General features: G+C 68.1%; 16 protein-coding genes, 1 tRNA gene and 2 pseudogenes. 9 read left to right on the top strand and 10 right to left on the bottom strand.

Annotated features, from left to right (window positions below; genetic code table 11):
- Positions 1-6: 6 nt before the first annotated feature.
- Together ACH4YL_RS04150 and ACH4YL_RS04145 are read right to left on the bottom strand one after the other, a co-directional pair.
- Positions 7-617: pseudogene (locus ACH4YL_RS04150) on the bottom strand (DinB family protein).
- A gap of 163 nt (positions 618-780) precedes the next feature.
- Positions 781-2,265 (bottom strand): APC family permease, encoded by a 1,485-nt coding sequence (locus ACH4YL_RS04145; protein WP_398504631.1) that lies wholly within the window; start codon positions 2,263-2,265, stop codon positions 781-783.
- Positions 2,266-2,706: 441 nt separating this feature from the next.
- Between ACH4YL_RS04145 and ACH4YL_RS04140 the strand changes: the two genes are divergently transcribed.
- Positions 2,707-3,069 (top strand): hypothetical protein, encoded by a 363-nt coding sequence (locus tag ACH4YL_RS04140; RefSeq protein WP_398504629.1) that lies wholly within the window; start codon positions 2,707-2,709, stop codon positions 3,067-3,069.
- 418 nt (positions 3,070-3,487) lie between these two features.
- Here the strand turns inward: ACH4YL_RS04140 and ACH4YL_RS04135 are convergent, their stop codons facing one another.
- Positions 3,488-4,060: a GNAT family N-acetyltransferase gene (locus ACH4YL_RS04135; RefSeq protein WP_398504627.1), complete on the bottom strand. Its 573-nt coding sequence runs from the start codon at positions 4,058-4,060 to the stop codon at positions 3,488-3,490.
- Positions 4,061-4,770: 710 nt separating this feature from the next.
- On the opposite strand from ACH4YL_RS04135, the gene ACH4YL_RS04130 reads away from it, so the two are divergent.
- The 3 genes and pseudogenes from ACH4YL_RS04130 to ACH4YL_RS04120 all read left to right on the top strand — a co-directional run.
- The gene (locus tag ACH4YL_RS04130) at positions 4,771-5,580 is read left to right on the top strand and encodes a hypothetical protein (protein ID WP_398504626.1); all 810 of its coding nucleotides are present in this window, start codon (positions 4,771-4,773) and stop codon (positions 5,578-5,580) included.
- A 432-nt stretch (positions 5,581-6,012) separates the two neighbouring features.
- A complete protein-coding gene (locus ACH4YL_RS04125) occupies positions 6,013-6,540 on the top strand; it encodes a hypothetical protein (RefSeq protein WP_398504624.1) in 528 nt (175 codons plus the stop codon).
- Positions 6,541-7,380: 840 nt separating this feature from the next.
- A pseudogene (locus ACH4YL_RS04120) lies at positions 7,381-7,704 on the top strand (tyrosine-type recombinase/integrase); the annotation flags it as partial.
- 78 nt (positions 7,705-7,782) lie between these two features.
- Here ACH4YL_RS04120 and ACH4YL_RS04115 read toward each other — a convergent pair.
- The 4 genes from ACH4YL_RS04115 to mptB form a co-directional block, all read right to left on the bottom strand.
- Positions 7,783-7,856: transfer RNA gene (locus ACH4YL_RS04115), tRNA-Pro, on the bottom strand.
- Positions 7,857-7,999: 143 nt separating this feature from the next.
- Positions 8,000-8,938 (bottom strand): metallophosphoesterase, encoded by a 939-nt coding sequence (locus ACH4YL_RS04110; protein ID WP_398504622.1) that lies wholly within the window; start codon positions 8,936-8,938, stop codon positions 8,000-8,002.
- A complete protein-coding gene (locus tag ACH4YL_RS04105) occupies positions 8,911-10,182 on the bottom strand; it encodes a glycosyltransferase 87 family protein (RefSeq protein WP_398504620.1) in 1,272 nt (423 codons plus the stop codon). The genes ACH4YL_RS04110 and ACH4YL_RS04105 overlap by 28 nt, the downstream gene beginning before the upstream one ends.
- Positions 10,179-11,636, bottom strand: coding sequence for a polyprenol phosphomannose-dependent alpha 1,6 mannosyltransferase MptB (gene mptB / locus ACH4YL_RS04100; RefSeq protein ID WP_398505584.1), 1,458 nt, complete (start codon positions 11,634-11,636; stop codon positions 10,179-10,181). Before mptB ends, ACH4YL_RS04105 begins: the two co-directional genes overlap by 4 nt.
- Positions 11,637-11,869: 233 nt before the next feature.
- Here mptB and ACH4YL_RS04095 point away from each other — a divergent pair, with 233 nt between their 5' ends.
- Entirely contained in the window at positions 11,870-12,334 is a 465-nt protein-coding gene (locus ACH4YL_RS04095; protein ID WP_398504618.1) for a GatB/YqeY domain-containing protein, read from the top strand.
- 78 nt (positions 12,335-12,412) lie between these two features.
- Here the strand turns inward: ACH4YL_RS04095 and ACH4YL_RS04090 are convergent, their stop codons facing one another.
- Positions 12,413-14,662 (bottom strand): transglycosylase domain-containing protein, encoded by a 2,250-nt coding sequence (locus ACH4YL_RS04090; protein ID WP_398504616.1) that lies wholly within the window; start codon positions 14,660-14,662, stop codon positions 12,413-12,415.
- A 168-nt stretch (positions 14,663-14,830) separates the two neighbouring features.
- On the opposite strand from ACH4YL_RS04090, the gene ACH4YL_RS04085 reads away from it, so the two are divergent.
- Entirely contained in the window at positions 14,831-15,139 is a 309-nt protein-coding gene (locus tag ACH4YL_RS04085; RefSeq protein ID WP_398504614.1) for a hypothetical protein, read from the top strand.
- Between the two features lie 408 nt (positions 15,140-15,547).
- Positions 15,548-15,892: a WhiB family transcriptional regulator gene (locus ACH4YL_RS04080; protein WP_177149633.1), complete on the top strand. Its 345-nt coding sequence runs from the start codon at positions 15,548-15,550 to the stop codon at positions 15,890-15,892.
- Between the two features lie 17 nt (positions 15,893-15,909).
- Here the strand turns inward: ACH4YL_RS04080 and ACH4YL_RS04075 are convergent, their stop codons facing one another.
- Together ACH4YL_RS04075 and ACH4YL_RS04070 are read right to left on the bottom strand one after the other, a co-directional pair.
- Positions 15,910-17,220, bottom strand: a complete 1,311-nt coding sequence (locus ACH4YL_RS04075) for an ArsA family ATPase (RefSeq protein WP_398504612.1) — start codon at positions 17,218-17,220, stop codon at positions 15,910-15,912.
- Positions 17,217-18,179 (bottom strand): ArsA family ATPase, encoded by a 963-nt coding sequence (locus ACH4YL_RS04070; protein ID WP_398504611.1) that lies wholly within the window; start codon positions 18,177-18,179, stop codon positions 17,217-17,219. The genes ACH4YL_RS04075 and ACH4YL_RS04070 overlap by 4 nt, the downstream gene beginning before the upstream one ends.
- 279 nt (positions 18,180-18,458) lie before the next feature.
- Here ACH4YL_RS04070 and ACH4YL_RS04065 point away from each other — a divergent pair, with 279 nt between their 5' ends.
- On the top strand, positions 18,459-18,620 hold the full coding sequence (locus ACH4YL_RS04065; protein WP_398504609.1) for a DUF4177 domain-containing protein: 162 nt from the start codon (positions 18,459-18,461) through the stop codon (positions 18,618-18,620).
- On the top strand, positions 18,617-19,084 hold the full coding sequence (locus tag ACH4YL_RS04060) for a RidA family protein (RefSeq protein WP_398504607.1): 468 nt from the start codon (positions 18,617-18,619) through the stop codon (positions 19,082-19,084). The genes ACH4YL_RS04065 and ACH4YL_RS04060 overlap by 4 nt, the downstream gene beginning before the upstream one ends.
- Positions 19,085-19,177 lie beyond the last annotated feature (93 nt).

The raw sequence follows: 19,177 nt of genomic DNA, 5'->3' as shown, positions 1-19,177 counted from the left end.
TGGTGGTCACTGGCCCACTCGCCCGTCGATCCGCTCGCGCAGGAGGTCGGCGTGGCCGCAGTGTCGCGCGTACTCCGCGATCTGCGCCACCAGGAGATCGCGAAGCTCCATGTCCCCACCGGGTTCGGCGCCGAGGTCGGAGAAGCCGGCGTTGCGGGTGCTGAGGTCGGTGACGCCGGCCAGGTACTGGTCGGTGAGTTCCATCTCTGTCCGCCACTGCTGCCAGGCGTCCTCCGCGACCGCCGGGTCGGCGATCGCGCCGTTCCAGTCGCCGTCGCGGTCTTCCTCGGTGCGGTACAGCCTCGGCGTGTTCTCGCCGGCCATCACCCGGCGAAAGTGCCGTTCCTCCTCGGCCATGTGCCGCACCAGCCCGAGCAGGGACATCGTGGACGGGGGTACGGAGCGCCGGGCCATATGTTCGGCGTCCAGGCCGGCGCATTTCATTTCCATGGTGAGGCGGTAGTTGCGCAGGTAGTCGAGGAGCATGCCGCGTTCATCGACGACCTCGGCGTCGGTCTCGCGCGGGTCGTCGCCCGGATCAACCCACATGTCGGGATGATGGTTGACTGCGTCCACCGAGTCACCGACGTGTCACCGGACTGCTCACCTGAGATCATATGAGCATGGTGGACAGCGCCGGAACGGCCCGCCACTGAATATTCGGCAACTGCGTCGACCGCCGGTCGGCCACGCCGGCACCCATTCCTCACGCAACCGTGGCGCCTGCGGTGCACGCAGGACGCGTTTCGGGCCGGTCGAACTTCGGTGGCCGCTTGCAGATCAATCCTTGAAGGCGCTCACCTCTCCGGGCTCGGTCTCCAGCGCCTCACGGTTGAACTTCAGCATGAGAAGGAAGAACAGCCCGCCCGCGCCGAGCAGGCCGACCACGATCACGACGGAAACGAGCGCCTCCCGGGGTGCCGCAAGAACGAACAGCGCGACGACCGTCCACACCAGCGCGCAGATCGCGACCGGCAGCTCGAAACGCCCGAGGTCGAACGCGCCCTTCTTGCGAGCCAATCGTTTACGCACCGCCAAGTAGAGGACGATCGTCGAGCCATAGGTGATCGCCGGGAGGATCGTGGACGCCGTGACCAGCTCCAGCAGTGCGGCACCCGGCAGCACGACCATCAGGATGACCCCGATGGCGAAGATCAGGATCGTCGCCGGGATCGGCGTCTGAGTGCGCGGATCGACCCGCCGCATCAGCTGGTGGGCCGGGAAGCGCGAGTCGCGCGACATCGCGAAGATGATCCGCGAGCACGCCACCATCACCACGATCCCGGCGCCGAAGAACGCGATCGTGATCGCGACCAGCAGCGTCCTCTCCACCGCCGGACCGAGCTGATCGCGCATGATCGCCGCGACCGGTGATCCGCTGGCGGTGATCCGCGGGATGTCGTCGATCGCGATCGTGAGCGTGATCAGGAACAGCATGCCCAGCAGTCCGGCCGCCACGACCGATCCCACGATCGCGCGTGGGACGCTGCGTTGGGGATCCTTGGCCTCCTCGGCCAGGTTCGCCGCGGAGTCGAAGCCGACGAGTGTGGCGAGGCCCATGATCATTGCAAGCATCACCCCGCCGCCGACCGCGAAGTAGTCGGAGGCGTTCTCTGTGACGCCGCGCGAGGTGAGGTTGCCGGCTGCGCCGTCGCCCGTGACCGCCACGGCAATGACGAGCGCGATCGCCACCACCACGACGAGTGCCAGTTCGAGCCCGACCGCGACCGAGTTGATCAAGCTGACGATGCGCGTGGAGGCGATGGCGAGCAGGGCCTGGACGAGCAGCACCACGATGGTGATCAGGCGCGCGGTGCCCTCGTCCGGCTCGATGCCGACGAGCGGCATGAACGCCTGGCTCGCAAGCGCATTGTCGACCGCAACCACGCCGATCGCCAGGTAACAGAAGGTCAGCCACCCGAACCCCCAGCCGATCTTCGGGTTGGCCAGCCGCGAGGCCCATTGATAGGAGGAGCCGCTGAGCGGGATGCGGGCGGCGAACTGCGCGACCACCAGCGCCACCAGGGTCTGCCCCACTGCCGCGACAATCCAGAGCCAGATCCCGACCGGCCCCGAGGTCAGCAGCACTTCGTCGTATGTCGCGAAGATGCCGACCGCCACCGAGATGAACGCGAACGAGATCGCGAACACCTGAAAGGAGCCGAGCGTCCGTTTCAGCTCTTGCTGGTAGCCGCCGAGCTCGACGGAACTGTCGCCACTCTCGCCGGCCTGACTGTCCGTCGGAGCTTCCACCACCTCAGCCACCACACCTTCCTATGGGGCCGTCCGACCACCCGTACCCCTGCACGTTTCACGGCCAATGCCCCATCTTCACCATCTGTGTCACGTCTTGTTCGTATGCGACACGAGGTATGAGAGCTGCGCACGCGCGATGGTCGCTCAGGCCGAGCGTTTCGTGATCACTGTGGTGGATCGCCGAGGTCGTTGCTCGCACTGCGGCCGCATGGTCAGCCGCTGACGTGTGCGGTAGACACATCCCTTGTGGATCAGGGAGTAGCAGCATTACTCGGGGCGACGGTTGGAGTGGCAGGCACCGTCCTCGCATCGGCGATCACGGGTTGGTCAACACGCCAACAGGTGCAAGCACAGGCGAGGGCCGAGCATGCTCATTGGCGTAGACAGGTGCGCCGTGATGCATACAGCGCCTTCCTCGCTCCAGCCAGTGAGTCGCGGAACGCTCTGAAGATGGCCGGACGTGCGTTCGTAGGGGAGCGGGACACGGCGGAAGGCGATCGCAAACTGCAGCAGGCCCAAGACCAACTGGCCTTGGCGCAGGCCGCTTGGGCCAATCTGGCTGTTGAAGGGCCGGAGTCAGTGGAGCAGGCCGCTCGGAGCGTCTATACAACGCTTAAGTCCATGCAGACGACCCTCCTCGTATTGCGCGACTCCCCGGCGGACGCCCCGGACCGTAACGTCGGCTTTCTGGAACGCCATGCCGTTGAAGTGGCTCGACTCTCTGAGCGGATAGGCGAGTTCGCTGCGGCAGCACGGTCGGCCTTGGATGATGTTGGGGGACTGGATGTCTTGCCAGCCGATAAGAGGCGTTGAATCGAGCGGATCGCCTTTCAAGACCAGCCCATCCCTCGGCCTTTCAGGCACCTGACCTGGGCAGATGAGCGTCGAACGGCTGCCATCCCGGAAAGTTGGCCACAGTTTGGGTTCGTGGAAGGTGCATCGCAAGACCACGCTGGCCGGGCGTAGGGCGAGGCGGAGCCGCGGCCGTACGGGATGCGGTGCCGTGAACATGCCGAGAGCCGGCGAGCGGGCAGGGCACGGCTGTCGGGGTGGCGGGACTTGAACCCACGACCTCTTCGTCCCGAATAATGCGCGGAAGGTTCGCTGGTCAGGGGCACTTGACTCCTGTGCAGGTCAAGGCGTTGGTATGAGTTGGTTCCGGTGGGTGGCGATCCGCACGGCTTTCTTGATCCACTCACCGCTCACTCCCCAGGGCCGACCGTCACGACTCTTAGCGGGCTGGAGTCGGCAGAGCCGACGGCCGCCACTCTCGCTTGATCAACCCGAACACCCATGAGTCGGATACCTCGCCGTTCACCACGCAGTCTTCCCGCAACGTCCCTTCGCGCACGAATCCGATCTTCTCCAGGACCCGGGCAGATGCCACGTTGCGCGTATCGGTCTCGGCCTGAACTCGATTCAGATCCAGTGTGTCGAATGCCCACTGCAGCACGGCGTGCGCGGCCTCCGTCGCGAAGCCGTGGCCCCACATCGCATCGTTGAGGACGTAGCCCAACGACGCGCTGCGGTAGTCCGGGTTCCATCCGGTCAGACCGCACCAGCCGACGAAGGCTCCGTCAGAAGCACGGTCGATGGCCACCCGCGCCCCGGTGCCTTCGTCCGCCATCGTCCGGCACATCGCGATGAAGCGCTCGGCGCGGGCCCGTTCCGTCCACGGCGGGGAGTCCCAGTAGCGCAGCACGTAGGTGCTGCTGTGCAGCGCGAAGAGGGAGTCCGCGTCGGCGTCGGTGAAGGGCCGCAGTCGCAGGCGAGCGGTGTGCAGTACGGGGGAGGCCAGACTCATGCGCACCATCCTGCGTCCTCAGGGGGCGGGCAGAACACCGAATATCCGATCACGGTCCGGCCCTCACGACCAAGGCACCGCCTACCAGCATGCACGCCTTCAACCAGCACCCCGACCAGGCATTCGGGGTCCGCGAACGGGACGACTCCTTGACCTGCCCACCGACGACCCAGACATGAACGTCACCCGCAGCCGCCTCGAACGCCTCGCCGGCCTCGCCGCCTTCGGCAACGGTCATCTCCAGACAGCGCCGGTGGAGCTTGCCCCAGCGGTCAAATGAACGAAGCGAAGGTGGCGCGCCAACTCGTTGACGGCACGTTGTGACGGCGTGGCCTCGGGTGGGTTGGGCAGGAACGAAAGCCATCCTTCTGTCGCGGCTGCTTCGGCCACGAGGTGTGCCAACCGTTCGATGAGTTGGAGATATACGAGGTCTTCTATGGGCTCACTGGACACGTGCAAAGCATGGCCGTCGGCTGGGTGCGCGGACCACTGCTTTGCAAGCGTGGCGCCGACCTCAAAGCGGTCGTGCCAGGTCAGCAGGCCCGCAGGGGTGCTGAACCTGCCGGCGGGTGCTTGCACCTTCCCGCGCCCAACTGACCGTGAACGACCGCACGATCTGGCACGCATCTGGCACGTGACTACCGGTCGGTCCCCGGATCGCCAGTGGTAGGGTCACGCTCTTCGCCAGGCTCTCCCTGTGCGGAGTCCCCGTGGTAGGTCGTGCCATGTCCGATCCTCTTGACCTCGATCTGTACGCAATGTGGCGGCACGCGCTCGCCGAGGCTGACCGGGTCTTCGCGTCACCTCCCGAACTCGACCGCCCGGTGGACGGCTGCACGTACTGCACCCCGGAGCCGGAGCTGCACATTCTCGGTGGCGATCCCGCTGCCGTACCGGATGATCTCCTCGGGCATTTCATGCGCGAAGTCGTCAGCCACTGGGACGCGGACCAATACCCCGTCCTGTGGCGTCGCCTCATGCCCCATGCGCTGCGCTATTGGGGGCCCGAGGGCCATGGCGTCGATCCATCCCGGGAAATCGGTCATCTCGGCCAACACGGGGCTAAGTTCGTTGACTGGCCCGCGCCCGAACGTGCCGTGGTAGAGCAGGCCTTCCGAGCGCTGCTGGCCCTCGCCCTGGTTGATGGCACTCCCGGGGACATCGCTGAACTCTTGGAAGGAATCGCCCACGCAACGGGTGATCTGGAGCGGTGGTTGGAGCACATCGCCGGGCTCTCCGGCTCCGAGGCGGACGCCGGCCTCGTCCGCCTCGCCTTCGACTGGGCCACCGACCTTCTCTGGGAAGAGCTTCAGTTCACCTGGTGGTACGACGGCGACCCCCAGGTGATCGCTGCCTGGCTGCCCACCCAGCGCTCCCGCATCGCCACCTTCGCCACACAGCACCCGCGCTGCAAGACCGCGGCGGACGCGCTGATCGCGATCGACCGACTCCAAGCCGGTGGCCATAGCCCATGGCTGTACCCGCACGCCATGAACGAGTTCCTCAGACTGGCCCCATGAGCAAGACCGGTCGATGTTCCAGCACAGACGACATCGGCCCCGGGTACCCCCGCTTTAGGAGCGAGGTGGGGCGAGTTGATGCCTGACCTGCGGCATGTCGACTTCGACGAACGCGGGTTGCGCGCACAGTCGGCGACCGCAGTTCCCCGTGGCTCCCCGCTCGATCTGGCGCGGTTGTGGCACGGGGAACATCTGATCCGTAGCTCTAGCCGGATCGGTCAGCGACGGTCATACCAGCCGCTAGGAGGCCCCGGAAAGACGCTACCGGACAGGGGCGGTTGCTGAGGTTGCGGTACGCGGCTGCTGTACGCCTACGGAGAGTCTCGTTGGCCGCGTCGGTCGGCGGCTGCTTCCACTTGGCTTAGGACAGCCCCGGGACGGCACAGGCAAGTAGTGTTCCGGATCGCAGGGACATTCGACCTACGGGGGATCATGGCGCAACACCTGGGGCCGCTGGAACTGGTGGGGGACCGCTGGGTCATCGGGGACCCGAAGCGCAAGGACGGCTCCTGCCTGGTGCTCACCGCCGCTGGCATCGAGCACCACATGCGCGGAGTGCCGGAACCCCAGGCCGTCGTCCCATGGGCCAGGTTCACGGGGGTGGGGGTGACGGCCACCTTTTCGGCGTGGGAGGCCACCCGTGCCTGGGGCTTCGTTGGCGCGTTCGGCCCGAGCCATATCCCGGCAGGGCGCGGCGGATGCTCGGTGAGCGGACTCCTTCGCCATCCGTACGAGCCCTGGTCGGTGAACTACACCCACCACAAGCACCGCTACACGGGCGCCCACGTCTTCCTGGTGAAAGCCCTGTTCCGCGAGGTGTCCGACGCGAAGGCACTGTACCGCCTCGGTGACGCGGACTGGCTGGGCGCGGCGGTCGCGCGGCTGGCACCGTTGCCTGCACGCTGGGCCCCCTCGACACGTCGCCAGGTGAGCGAGATCATCGAGGACCTCTGCACCTGACAAGCGTGGCCGGCCCTCGTCTAGAGCACCAGTTTGGAAGACGCCGGATGCGGAGTCCTGCTGAGCTGCGGAGACACTGACCTGGGACACAGCGGCTACATCGCTCCGATTCCCCGTGGTTCCCCGCTCGGCCCCGACTGATCGGGCACGCATGGGGCACGACGATCAACGTTTCTGGCCCGGTACCGATTGAGGAGAGCGGTGATCTTCTCGTAGTCGGCAGCGCCATTCAGTTCAGTCAGAAGATCATCAGGGCAGAGCTCGTAGTGGTCGCCCCACCATCGACGTCCCTTGTTGTCCCAGATGCGGTAACCGCCTGGGACGCCCCTGGCCACGTATCGCCTTCTACTCACGCTGCGCTCCCCCTTGCACATCTCCTCCTTGTGCCGCGATGGCCCGCGCCGCACGGTACATCGAGGTCGGTGGAACGGCTTTGGCCGGTCTCCTGCCCGGTTTGGGGTCGTGCATGATCAGGCGGCCGTACGCTTGCTGGCTGCTCGGGCAGTCTTGTCCCCTGCCCGCAATGTGTCCGAGTGGCCCCCTGGTCTTGCTCGACGCGGGTCCCGGATCGGGGAGGTGGGTAAAGCCGTGGAGCCGTCCGTCCCCGCCCCCGGCCGGCGCCGCCGCGCTGTGCGCGGCACCTCTGATCTCAGCATCAGACTGCTACCGCAGTTCAGGAGGCCGGGAAAGCAGACGCCTGAGCGTCAACTGTGGTGTACTCCCGAGCTTCCACCGCGGTATTCCGGTGCTGGTGGCCTGCTGTTGTTGCTGCCTTCTGGGGCCACTCGGGCTCATGGCTGCATGGGGAGAAACCCGGGGCCGTTGTGCTGCGCGGCGGCTGGCTGGCACTGCCTCGCTGCCCGAACCCCGGTCGGGCCAGCGAGCGCAGCGAGCCTTGACGCGACCAACGTTCGGCGGGCCTTCCGCCAGGCGCTCAAGGATGCCGAGGACGTCAATGCCGACGAGCGGACGCCTCGGGAGCTCCGGCACAGCTTCGTGTCCCTGCTCTCGGACCGCGGGGTGCCGCTGGAGGAGATCTCCCGTCTCGTCGGCCACTCCGGCACGGCCGTGACCGAGGAGGTGTACCGGAAGCAGATCCGGCCTGTGATCCAGACCGGCGCTGTGGTCATGGACGGCATCTTCAAGCGCGATCCGGAGCGCTAGTCACGCAGATAGACACGCAGCAACGTCAGAGGGCACCTACTCATTTCAGTAGGTGCCCTCTGACCTGCTACTTAGCTGTCGGGGTGGCGGGATTTGAACCCACGACCTCTTCGTCCCGAACGAAGCGCGCTGCCAAGCTGCGCTACACCCCGATGTCCCCGACGTCGCGGCGACATCGATTACTTTAGCCCACCCGCGCTCCCAGACGAAATCCGGTTTTCGCCGCCCCAGCAGCGGCCTCGCCAAGGCCGACCAGGGCCCCACCAGCGGCCTCGCGACCGCCCCCGGAACCGCCTCAGTCCCGCCCCACCAACGTCAGCAGCGTCGCCTCCGGCGGACAGGCGAACCGCACCGGCGTGTACCGGCTCGTGCCGCAGCCCGCCGAGACGTGGAGGTAGGAGGTCCGGCCCGCCGAGTCGTGGGTTGAGAGGCCCTTCACGCGGTCCGTGTCCAGGTCGCAGTTGGTGACCAGGGCGCCGTAGAAGGGGATGCACAGCTGGCCGCCGTGGGTGTGGCCCGCCAGGATCAGGGGGTAGCCGTCGGACGTGAAGGCGTCCAGGGTGCGCAGGTACGGGGCGTGGACCACGGCCAGGGAGAGGTCGGCGTCGGGGGCCGGGCCGCCTGCGACTTTTTCGTAGCGGTCGCGCTTGATGTGCGGGTCGTCGAGGCCGGTGAACGCCAGGTCGTAGCCGTCCAGCTTCAGGTGTCCGCGGGTGTTGTTCAGGCCGACCCAGCCCGCCGCGTCGAACGCGTCCCGCAGGTCCTGCCACGGGTTGTGGACGACTCCCACTGCGGGTGCGTTGCCGTTCAGGCCGTGCTTGCCCTGGGCCTTCTCGATCAGGTAGCGCGCGGGGTTGCGGAATTTGCCGCCGTAGTAGTCGTTCGAGCCGAAGACGTAGACGCCGGGGAATCCCATCAACGGGCCCAGCGCGTCGAGGAGTTCGGGCACGCCCTCCGGGTCCGACAGGTTGTCGCCGGTGTTGACCACGAAGTCCGGGCGCAGGCCCGCCAGGGACTGCAGCCAGGCGCGCTTCTTGTGCTGGCCTCTGACCATGTGGACGTCCGAGACCTGTAGTACGCGCAGCGGCCGCATGCCCCGCGGCAGGACCGGGACGGTCAGCCGGCGGAGGCGGAAGGAGCGGGCCTCGAAGGCGGCGGCGTATGCGATGCCGGCTGCGCCGACTGCCGTGATGCCTGCCGTTACTTTCAGGGGGATCCCGTATCGCTTGCGCATGCGCCCATCGTTGCAGACCCCGCCGGGGTCAGAGACGGGTGGGCGGCAGCCTCGACCGCGACGCCGCGCACCGGGAGCGTGAGCAGCAGGCCGAGCGATATCCACACGTACGTATTGCTGCCGAGGAAGCCGTCGACGCCGGTGGCGTCCCAGCTCCACAGCCATACGACGCTGCTGCACAGCAGGACGTAGATCGCGGCAGCCCAGCGCAGCAGGCGGCGTCGGCGCGGGTCGTCCTTGTCGTGGTCGAGGCCGGCGGAGACGAGGACCGCGAGGGCCGGGAAGACCCACACCAGGTGGTGCACCCAGGTGACCGGGCTGATCAGGCACGCGGTGAGGCCGGTCAGCGCGAAGCCGGCGAGTTCGTCGCCGGCGGTGGCCGCCCGGCGGGCCCGCTTCGCCCAGACCGCGAGGATCACCAGGACGCCGATCGCCCACACCAGGCGGCTCGGCTGACCGGGTTCGGAGAGCCGCGCCAGTACGCCCTGCCAGGACTGGTTGGAGACATACGCGAGCGAGCCGACGCGGTCCGTGTTCCACATCGCCTCGGTCCAGTACGTACGTGACGCGGCCGGCGCCACCCACATCGCGAGGAGCGTGGCGCCGGCCGCGACGCCCGATGCGGTGGCGGCGGCCCGCCAGCGGCGGGTGACCAGGAGGTAGCCGATGAAGATTGCGGGGGTGAGTTTGATCGCGGCGGCGAGGCCGATGCCGAGGCCCGCGTACCGCGTGCGGCCCGTCGACAGCAGCCACGCGTCCGCCAGCACCAGCGCCAGCAGCAGCAGATTGACCTGGCCGAAACTGAACGTGTCGCGGACCGGTTCCAGCAGCGCGAACAGGCAGAACGCGACGGCGAAGGTGTACCAGCGGCTCCACCCCTGCCGCCGCACCACCGCGCCGGCGCACCAGTACAGCACCACGAGCCCGGCCGCGACATTGGCCAGCACGCTGATCGCGACCGCGCTGTTGAAGCCGACGAGCGTCATCGGCAGCATGCACACGGCGGCGAACGGCGGGTAGGTGAAGCCGTAGTGGGTGCCCGGCACCAGGTAGTCGTAGATGCGGCCGGTGTCCCGCCAGTGCTCGACCGTGCCGTAGTAGACGCCGAGGTCGAACCAGTCGCGGTGCAGCGGGACCGTCGCCAGGAAGAGCGCGGTCGCGGCGGCCAGGCCCACCACGAGCAGCACCCGCCCCCGGGTGGTCGTCGGCCATCGCCATCTCGTGCCCTGCTCCACAAGGCTCATGCCGTACTCCCCAAGGGGTCGGAACCGGCGCGGGAGTCCGTACGGCCCGCGATGCGGTGTGCGCACCACAGCGCAAGCACCGCGAGTACTCCGCCGAACGTCGCCAGCGCCACCTGCGGTCCCTCGGGCGCGAAACCGTTGGGCAGGACGGCCAGGGCCAGGACCGCGCTGCCCGCTATCACCGCGCGGCGTACGGATCGGCCGGGTCCGGCCGCCGCTATCAGGAACAGCCCCCACAGCACGTACCAGGGCCGGATCGCCGGTCCGAGCACGGCCACCGCCGTCAGGCTCAGGCCGAGTGCGTAGACCGGACGGCTCAGATGGTGCTTCTTCCAGGCGAGCAGTATCACCAGCGCGGTCGCCGCGAGTCCGGCCAAGTGCCAGGCGGGCGCGGCGAATTGGGCGAAGTCGGCGAGGCCGTTGCCGGTGCTCTCCAGCAGCGCGCCGGTCATCCGGCCGAGCGAGGAGGTAAGAGACCAGTTCTGCGGGGAGACCGGAGTGTCCAGCGCGGCTATCCAGCCGTATCCGGTGCCGGTCACCGCGGTCGTCGCCGCGGTGGTCCCGGCCGAGACGCCGAGTACGGCCAGTGCGGCCGTCAGCCGGGGTGCTCTCAACGGTGGCTCACGGGAGGCGAGTTGTTGCCCCCAGAGCAGCGCGACGGCGAGCAGACCCATCGCGGCCGGCGCTTTGACCAGCGCGGCGAGGGTGATCAGTACGACGGCGAGTACCGGCCAGCGGCCCAGCGCGGCCACCAGTCCCGCACCCAGCAGGCCGAGCATGATCGCGTCGTTGTGGGCGCCGCCGACGAGATGGAGCAGGACCAGCGGGTTGAGCGCACCGAGCCAGAGCGCGGTGGCCGGGTCGGCGCCGCAGCGCTTGGCCAGTATCGGCAGGCAGTACACCATCGCCGCGACGCCGAGCAGCGCGACCAGGCGCATGCCGAGCACTCCGGTGAACACCTCGGTGCGGGAGAAGTCCGTTATGGCCGTCGCGCAGGCGAGGAAGAGCGGGCCGTACGGAGTCGGGGTGTGCTGCCACAGCGGCGCGACCTCGTCGGTCAGCGGCCCGCCGAGCCGGGACGGACCATGCGTGTACACGTCGATCTGCGCGTCGACCATCGCGCCCTGCGCGAGATAGCTGTAGACGTCACGACTGAACAGCGGCGGCGCGACGAGCAGCGGCGCGGCCCACAGTCCGAGCGTGAGCAGCAGCGTCCGCCGCGTCGGCGGCCGCGGCCCGCGCACCGCGCGCCCCAGCAACGCCCAGGCCGCCACCAGCAGTACGAGCCCGAAGTACGCGCCGACCAGACCGACCGCCGCGAGCCCCGACTCCGGTGCGAGGACATCCCGCACGGGCAGCGCGCCCGCGGTAACGCCACCCGCGGCCAGCGCTGCCGATCCCACCAGTCCCAGCAGTTGGCAGCGACGGGTGTCGAGGGCGACGGGGAGGGCCAGCATCTGAGCAGACTGTCAACGGGCGGTGTCCGCGAGGCGACGCGGTCATCGCCGCCGAGCGGCCGCAGTATGTCGGCAGTATTACGGACGCCACGTCGGACGCGCCCGACCCCGTACGCAACGCCCGGAGCCCGCGCCACCGCTTTCGGCCCCGCCGTAAATCCGAGGACCTGTAGGCCCCGTGCCGCGAAATGCGTGGGCGAGTAACGCGCCGTACCTGCGACACTGGGCCCATGACCACGCTCAAGTCCCAGCTGAAGGACGACCTCACCGAGGCGATCAGGGCGCGCGACGAACTGCGCTCCGCCACGCTCCGGCTGACCCTGGCCGCGATCTCCAAGGAGGAGGTCTCGGGCAAGACGGCCCGTGAGCTCTCCGACGACGAGGTGCAGAAGGTGATCGCCAAGGAGGCGAAGAAGCGCCGTGAGGCCGCGGAGGCGTTCACCCAGGGCGGGCGTCCCGAGCAGGCCGAGCGTGAGCTGGCGGAGGGCGTGCTGCTCGACGCGTATCTGCCGAAGCAGCTGACGGACGACGAGCTGAACAAGATCGTGGCGCAGGCCGTGGACGAGGCGAAGGCCGCCGGTGCCGAGGGGCCGCGCGCCATGGGTGCCGTCATGAAGATCGTGAACCCGAAGGTGGCGGGCCTGGCCGAGGGCGGCCGGGTGGCCGCCGCGGTGAAGAAGCTGCTCGCCGGCTGAGCGAAGCAAGAAGAAGGAGGGGCCCGGGTCGTCCAGCGACCCGGGCCCCTCCTTCGTACAACCGCTCAGTACAACCGCTCAGTCCCGCGTCCTGCCGCCGATCACGCCGCCGCTGTCCTGCCCGCCGTTGGACTGGCCGGAGTTGTTGCCGCCGCCGATCAGGTCCGGCGGGATCGAGATCCCGGGCCACGGCTCCTGTCCGCCGTTGCCCTGACCGCGGTCGTCACCGGGCTTTCCGTCCCCGGGCTTCTCCGGCTTCTCCTTCGGCGGGTCGGGGATCACCACGGTGTTGAACGGCGGTGCCTCCACGCCCTCCAGCGCGCCGGTCATCGCGTCCTTCCAGATCGGTCCCGGGACCTGTCCACCGAAGACCTTGCCGTGGTACTGGCCGCCGATGGTGATGTTCACCATCTTCACCTGCTGCGACGGACTGCCGACCCACACCGCGGCGGACAGGTTCGGTGTGTAGCCGACGAACCAGGCGTTCCTCCGCTCGTCCGTCGTACCCGTCTTGCCCGCGTTGTCACGGCTGGTGAGCCCGGCCTGCTGACCCGTACCGGAGTCGACCACGCCACGCAGCAGCGTGTTGATGGTGTCGGCCGTCCGCTCGCTCATCGCCTTGTTGCAGGTGCTCTGCGGCACCTCGAGGCTCTTGCCGTCGGCCGTGCGGATCGACTCGATCGCGGTCGGCGTGCAGTACGTGCCGCGGTTGGCGAAGGTCGCGTACGCGCCGGCCATGGTCAGCGGCGAGATGCCGGTGGAGCCGAGCGTGAGCGCCGACGGCTCCTCGGGCAGCTTCTTGCCGTTGCCCTGGACCACGCCGAGCTTGTTGGTCATGTCGACGACCGGGCACATGCCGACGTCGGCGATCATCTGGACGAAGTAGGTGTTGACCGACTTCTCCATCGCCGTCCTGAGCGGGTACGGGCCGACCTCGGACTCGTCCTCGTTCTCGAGCGTGAAGCCCTGGTTGCGCCACGGCTGGCCGCTGCACGTCTGGATCGAGTCGGGGTACGGCATCTGGTACGGCGCCGGATACACCTGCGTCGGCGGCTTGCCCTGCTCTATGGCCGCGGCGGCCACGTACGGCTTGAAGGTCGAACCGACCGGGAAGCCGTAGTTCGAGCCGCCCATCTTCTGGTTGACCGAGTAGTTGATCTGCGTCTCGTTCTTCCCGAAGCCGTACGGCCGCGACTGGCCCATCGCCATGATCTTGCCCGTGCCCGGCTGGACCATCGTCACCGCGGAGGCGACGTCGTCCGTCTTGTAGACGTGGTCCTTCAGCGACTGCTGAGTCGACTTCTGGGCCTGCGGGTCCAGCGTCGTCTTGATCGTCAGGCCGCCCTGGTTCCAGACCTTGGCCCGGTCCTCCTTGCTCTTGCCGAAGACCGGGTCGGAGAGGAACACCTCGCGTACGTAGTCGCAGAAGAAGCCCGAGCCGTTCACGGCCGTGATGCAGCCGTTCTTCGGCTGGCTCACCTTGAGCTTGAGCGGCGCCGCCATCGCCTTGTCGGCCTCGGCCTGCGAGACGTCGCGCACCTGAACCATGCGCTGCAGCACGATGTTGCGGCGCTTGGTCGCCTCTTCCGTGTCATTGACCGGGTCGTAGCGGCTGGGCGACTGGACGATGCCCGCGAGCAGCGCCGCCTCCTCCAGCTTCAGGTCCTTGGCCGACTTGGAGAAGTAGCGCTGGGCCGCCGCCTCGACGCCGTACGCCTGCTGACCGAAGAACGTGATGTTGAGGTAGTTCTCGAGGATCTTCTTCTTCCCGAGCTCCTCCTCGACCTGGATCGCGTACTTCAGCTCCTGGATCTTGCGGCCGAGCGTCTGCTGGGTGGCCTGGGCGACCTTGTCCGGGTCGTCGCCGGCCTCCTCGACGAAGACGTTCTTCACGTACTGCTGGGTCAGCGTGGACGCGCCCTGGGAGACGCCGCCCGACTGGGCGTTGCGGTTCAGTGCCCGCAGCACGCCCTTGAGGTCGACCGCGCCGTGCTCGTAGAAGCGCGAGTCCTCGATGGCGACGATCGCCTTCTGCATGTACGGCGAGACGTCCTTGAGCGTGACCACCGTGCGGTCGCGGGAGTAGACCGTCGCGATCTGCCCGCCCTTCGCGTCGAGGATGGTGGTGCGCTGGCTGAGCGGGGGCGTCTTGAGGTTGGCAGGGATCTCGTCGAATCCCTTGACCGTTCCCTTGGCGGCAAGTCCCAGTACTCCGGCCGCGGGCAGCGCGATGCCCGCCAGCACTGCTCCTGCGAGCACGCTGACGCCGAGGAACTTGGCGGCCTGCTGGGTCCCGGTCAGACCTCCGCCCGAACGCTTCTTTGACATGGGGGCAGCCTAATCCGTAGTTAGCGGCATCCCGCAGGGGCAGGTGCTTCTCGGGATGTTCGAGTACCAGACCGTGACATCCAGGTGCAGCCGGGCCGTCGAGGCGGCGGCAGCCTGACCGGCGAAGACGCCTTGCTGGCGGTGACGAAAGCAGCCGATCATTCGCCCATGAGACCCGAAGTGCAGACGTTCGTCGCCGACGGCCCGCTTCCCGACTGGGACGCGAGCGAAGAAGAGATTGACAGGCGTGACCAGCAGCTCCGCGCGATCCAAGGGCCGGTCACGGGAGAAGAAGCGAAGGCGCTTGTCTCCTGCTTCGGCCCGGACGACTGCTACGGCGTCGCCTGGACGCTCCTGCACCTCATCGAGACCGGCCCGAATCCCGTGCTCACAACCGAGCTCGGACCAGGCGCCAACGAGTGGCACCAGCGGCTCTACGACCGCGCCGTGTTCGGAGGACTCATCCCGAGAACTTGACCGCATAGCAACGTGAGGTGTCTACGTTCTCATTCGCCGGACACGCGTATAGGCCTTGGCCTAAGCTGCTCTCAACTGTCACAGCAGTGCGGTTCTGCATCAAGCACTCCCCAGAAACCCGCGGTTGCGGGATTCCGGCATGGCCCTGCCCGAATCCGCCTCATGCGTCGGGCGGCGTCCGTTGTGACCCAACTGAAATGCCCCGGTTTGACCGGGATTGCGATGTATGCCCCCAGCTCACTCCCCTGGGTGATCTGCCGCGTACGCATAGTCCGTTCGGGCCATTCAAGATTGGGCCCGAAGGGGGTGTTGCGCTGTGCCCACCTTCCGTAACGTCCTCAACTGGCAGCGGTGAATATGCCTCTGCCGCCGTGGGGGAGCCTCGATTCGGGAGAGGACGGCGCCGGCATGGGCTGGGTAACCGACTGGAGTGCGCAGGCAGCCTGCCGCACTACCGATCCGGATGAACTGTTTGTACAAGGGGCAGCGCAGAACAGGGCCAAGGCGGTGTGCACCGGTTGCCCGGTGCGGACCGAGTGTCTGGCCGATGCCCTCGACAACCGCGTGGAGTTCGGTGTGTGGGGCGGAATGACCGAGCGGGAACGGCGCGCTTTGCTGCGCAGGCGTCCCACGGTCACCTCCTGGCGCCGACTGCTCGAGACCGCACGCACGGAGTACGAGCGCAGCGCGGGCATCCTGCCTGTGGGCCTCGACGACGACGAGACATACGAGACGTACGCAGCGGTGGGCTAGCCCACCGCTGTTGTTGTCTACACAGCTCCGGCCGGAGCAGCACCACCGGTCGCGAGCCGGTCACCGATGGCCCGCAGGCCGGCGAGATCGTGCACGTCGCCGGGCAGAGCGGCCACTTGGGCCACCGCCACTTCGGGGTGGAGCGCTGTGAATCGGTCGCGCGTTCGCTGTTCACGCGCGAGCACTTGCATCCGTTCGGCATGCAGACGCAGCAGACCGGCCGTCAGCTGCTGGGTGGTGTCGTCCGCAGGTGCCGGATCCGCCGGGGCCCGGTCATCCACTGGGGCTTGATCGTCCGCTGGGGTGTGATCCACGGGCGGGGATTCGGGAGAGGCGGCCGTGGCGTCACGAACACCAGCCTTCCCGGACCCCTGATCCACAATGCGGCCCTCGTCAAGATTTTCTGCGGCGGCAAGAGCCCGCTCCGCGGAGAGCCGGGCGGCGCCGCTGCCATGGACCCGGTTCAGGACCAGACCGGCCAGCGGCATCTCCTCCGCCGCCAGCCGTTCCACGAAGTACGCCGCCTCACGCAGTGCGTCCGTCTCCGGCGCCGCCACCACCAGAAAGGCGGTGCCGGGCGCCTGGAGCAGCCGGTAGGTGGCGTCGGCCCGGGTGCGGAAGCCGCCGAACATGGTGTCCATCGCGGTGACGAAGGTCTGCACGTCACGCAGCAGCTGCCCGCCGAGCAGCTTGCCCAGCGTGCCGGTCATCATCGACATACCGACATTGAGGAACTTCATCCCTGCCCGGCCGCCCATCTTCGCCGGGGCCATCAGCAGCTTGATGAACTTGCCGTCCAGGAACGACCCGAGGCGCTTGGGCGCGTCCAGGAAGTCCAGCGCAGAGCGCGACGGCGGAGTGTCGACGACGATCAGGTCCCACTCCTCGCGGGCCCGCAGCTGGCCCAGCTTCTCCATCGCCATGTACTCCTGCGTGCCCGCGAAGCCTGCCGAAAGGGACTGGTAGAAGGGGTTCTCCAGGATCGCGCGGGCCCGCTCGGCGTCCGCGTGCGCCTCGACGATCTCGTCGAAGGTGCGCTTCATGTCGAGCATCATGGCGTGCAGTTCACCTCCCGCCGCGTCCTCGATGCCCTTGACCCTGCGGGGCACGTTGTCGAGCGAGTCGATGCCCATGGACTGGGCCAGCCGGCGGGCCGGGTCGATGGTCAGCACGACAACCTTGCGGCCGCGCTCCGCCGCCCGTACCCCGAGCGCCGCCGCGGTGGTGGTCTTTCCGACGCCGCCCGCGCCGCAGCACACGATGATGCGGGTGGCCGGGTCGTCGATGAGCGGGTCGACTTCCAGAAGGGCCGACGCGTCCAGGGTCATGAGCCGGTCCCTTGCTTCCGCAGTTCCTTGGACAGCCGGTAGAGCCCGGCCAGGTCGACTCCCTCGCTCAGCAGCGGGAGTTCGTACGAGGGCAGCTCCAGGCCGCTCAGGACGGCCCGCTGCTCGCGCTCCAGCTCGACGCGCTGCGCGTGGTCGGAGGCCTGCTCCAGGAGCGGAGCGACGAGCTTGGCCGAGCCGCTGACGCCGGCCGCAGTGAGCGCCTTCGCGATGTCCGCGCGCCGGTCGCCGGCCGCGCTGCGCACCGCCTCGTCGTCGAGGACGTGCGGGCGCACCATGTTCACGATCACCTTGCCGACCGGGAGTTCGGCGGCGCGCAGCTCGGCGACGCCGTCCGCGGTCTCCTGGACCGGCATCTCCTCGAGCAGCGTCACCAGATGGACCGCGGTCTCCGGGGACTTGAGCACCCGCATCACGGCCTGGGCCTGGTTGTATATCGGGCCGAACTTGGCGAGACCGGCCACCTCGTCGTTCACATTGAGGAAGCGCGTGATGCGGCCGGTGGGCGGGGCGTCCATCACCACGTAGTCGTACGCGAAGGTCCCCTGCTTCGTCTTGCGGCGTACGGCTTCGCACGCCTTGCCGGTCAGCAGCACGTCCCGGACGCCGGGCGCGATGGTCGTCGCGAAGTCGATCGCGCCGAGCTTCTTGAGCGCGCGGCCGGCGGTGCCGAGTTTGTAGAACATCTGGAGGTAGTCCAGAAGCGCCCGTTCGACGTCGATGGCCAGCGCGAAGACTTCGCCGCCGCCTGAGGCGACAGCGATTTTCCGCTCCTCGTAAGGGAGTGCCTCCGTCTCGAAGAGCTGTGCGATGCCCTGCCTCCCCTCGACCTCGACGAGAAGAGTCCGCTTTCCCTCGGTCGCGAGGGCGAGCGCGAGGGCGGCGGCGACCGTGGTCTTACCGGTACCACCCTTGCCGCTGACGACCTGGAACCTGCTCACGTATTCGAGCCTAACCAGTCGGGCTGCGTAGTAGGCGACCCTGGGTAGGTCTGGGCGGGAAAAGGAGCGGGTCGAGGGCCGAGTCCGGCAAGGCGGAGGAAGGAGTCCACGCGGAGCGTCGGCGACTGGCGACAACGCAGCCGGGCGACAGCCATCGGCTCGCGACGCCGCCCAGACCCACCCAGGGTCGCCCAAGCACGAGGTCGCGTGCGGGCTGCGTCACGCAGCACGCGTGGTCCCCGCGCGGGGGCGCATTCCGGTGCGGCTACAGTCGGCTCCATGACCAAGTGGGAATACGCGACCGTGCCCCTTCTCGTGCACGCGACCAAGCAGATTCTGGACACCTGGGGCGAGGACGGCTGGGAGCTCGTCCAGGTCGTTCCCGGGCCGAACAACCCCGAGCAGCTCGTGGCGTATCTGAAGCGGGAGAAATCCCTGTGAGCGCCGTCGAGGAGAAGCTCGCCGAACTCGGGCTGACGCTTCCGGCGGTCGTGCCGCCGCTGGCCGCGTACCAGCCGGCCGTGGTCTCCGGCGCGTACGTCTACACCGCCGGCCAGCTGCCGATGGTGGAGGGCAAGCTTCCGGTCACCGGCAAGGTGGGCGCAGAGGTCACTCCCGAAGAGGCCAAGGAACTCGCCCGCACCTGCGCCCTGAACGCGCTGGCCGCCGTGAAGTCGGTCATCGGCGATCTGGACAAGATTGCGCGTGTTGTGAAGGTCGTCGGCTTTGTCGCCTCGGCCTCGGACTTCACCGGTCAGCCCGCCGTGCTCAACGGCGCGAGTGAACTGCTCGGCGAGGTGTTCGGCGAGAAGGGCGTGCACGCGCGCAGCGCGGTTGGCGTCGCAGTGCTGCCGCTGGACGCGCCGGTCGAGGTCGAGGTCCAGGTGGAGCTCGTCCAGAGTTGACACGAGCATGTCCGGCACTGAACTGCCGGTCAGCACCCATAAGGCCCCTTGCCTGCCGATTCCGCGGCGGACAAGGGGCCTTGCCCGTCTGTG

The organism is Streptomyces sp. NPDC020681 (assembly GCF_044334895.1).
In the GTDB taxonomy this organism is placed as follows: Bacteria; Actinomycetota; Actinomycetes; order Streptomycetales; family Streptomycetaceae; genus Streptomyces.
The sequence above is the reverse complement of the archived record's forward strand: the minus strand, read 5'-3'. Positions and strand labels throughout refer to the sequence as shown.

Excerpts from the sequence above, each read along its gene's own strand:
- ACH4YL_RS04140 (WP_398504629.1), top strand. The coding sequence starts at position 2,707 with ATGGCCGGACGTGCGTTCGTAGGGGAGCGGGACACGGCGGAAGGCGAT.
- ACH4YL_RS04135 (WP_398504627.1), bottom strand. The coding sequence starts at position 4,060 with ATGAGTCTGGCCTCCCCCGTACTGCACACCGCTCGCCTGCGACTGCGG.
- ACH4YL_RS04125 (WP_398504624.1), top strand. The coding sequence starts at position 6,013 with ATGGCGCAACACCTGGGGCCGCTGGAACTGGTGGGGGACCGCTGGGTC.
- ACH4YL_RS04110 (WP_398504622.1), bottom strand. The coding sequence starts at position 8,938 with ATGCGCAAGCGATACGGGATCCCCCTGAAAGTAACGGCAGGCATCACG.
- ACH4YL_RS04105 (WP_398504620.1), bottom strand. The coding sequence starts at position 10,182 with ATGAGCCTTGTGGAGCAGGGCACGAGATGGCGATGGCCGACGACCACC.
- ACH4YL_RS04095 (WP_398504618.1), top strand. The coding sequence starts at position 11,870 with ATGACCACGCTCAAGTCCCAGCTGAAGGACGACCTCACCGAGGCGATC.
- ACH4YL_RS04090 (WP_398504616.1), bottom strand. The coding sequence starts at position 14,662 with ATGTCAAAGAAGCGTTCGGGCGGAGGTCTGACCGGGACCCAGCAGGCC.
- ACH4YL_RS04085 (WP_398504614.1), top strand. The coding sequence starts at position 14,831 with ATGAGACCCGAAGTGCAGACGTTCGTCGCCGACGGCCCGCTTCCCGAC.
- ACH4YL_RS04080 (WP_177149633.1), top strand. The coding sequence starts at position 15,548 with ATGGGCTGGGTAACCGACTGGAGTGCGCAGGCAGCCTGCCGCACTACC.
- ACH4YL_RS04075 (WP_398504612.1), bottom strand. The coding sequence starts at position 17,220 with ATGACCCTGGACGCGTCGGCCCTTCTGGAAGTCGACCCGCTCATCGAC.
- ACH4YL_RS04065 (WP_398504609.1), top strand. The coding sequence starts at position 18,459 with ATGACCAAGTGGGAATACGCGACCGTGCCCCTTCTCGTGCACGCGACC.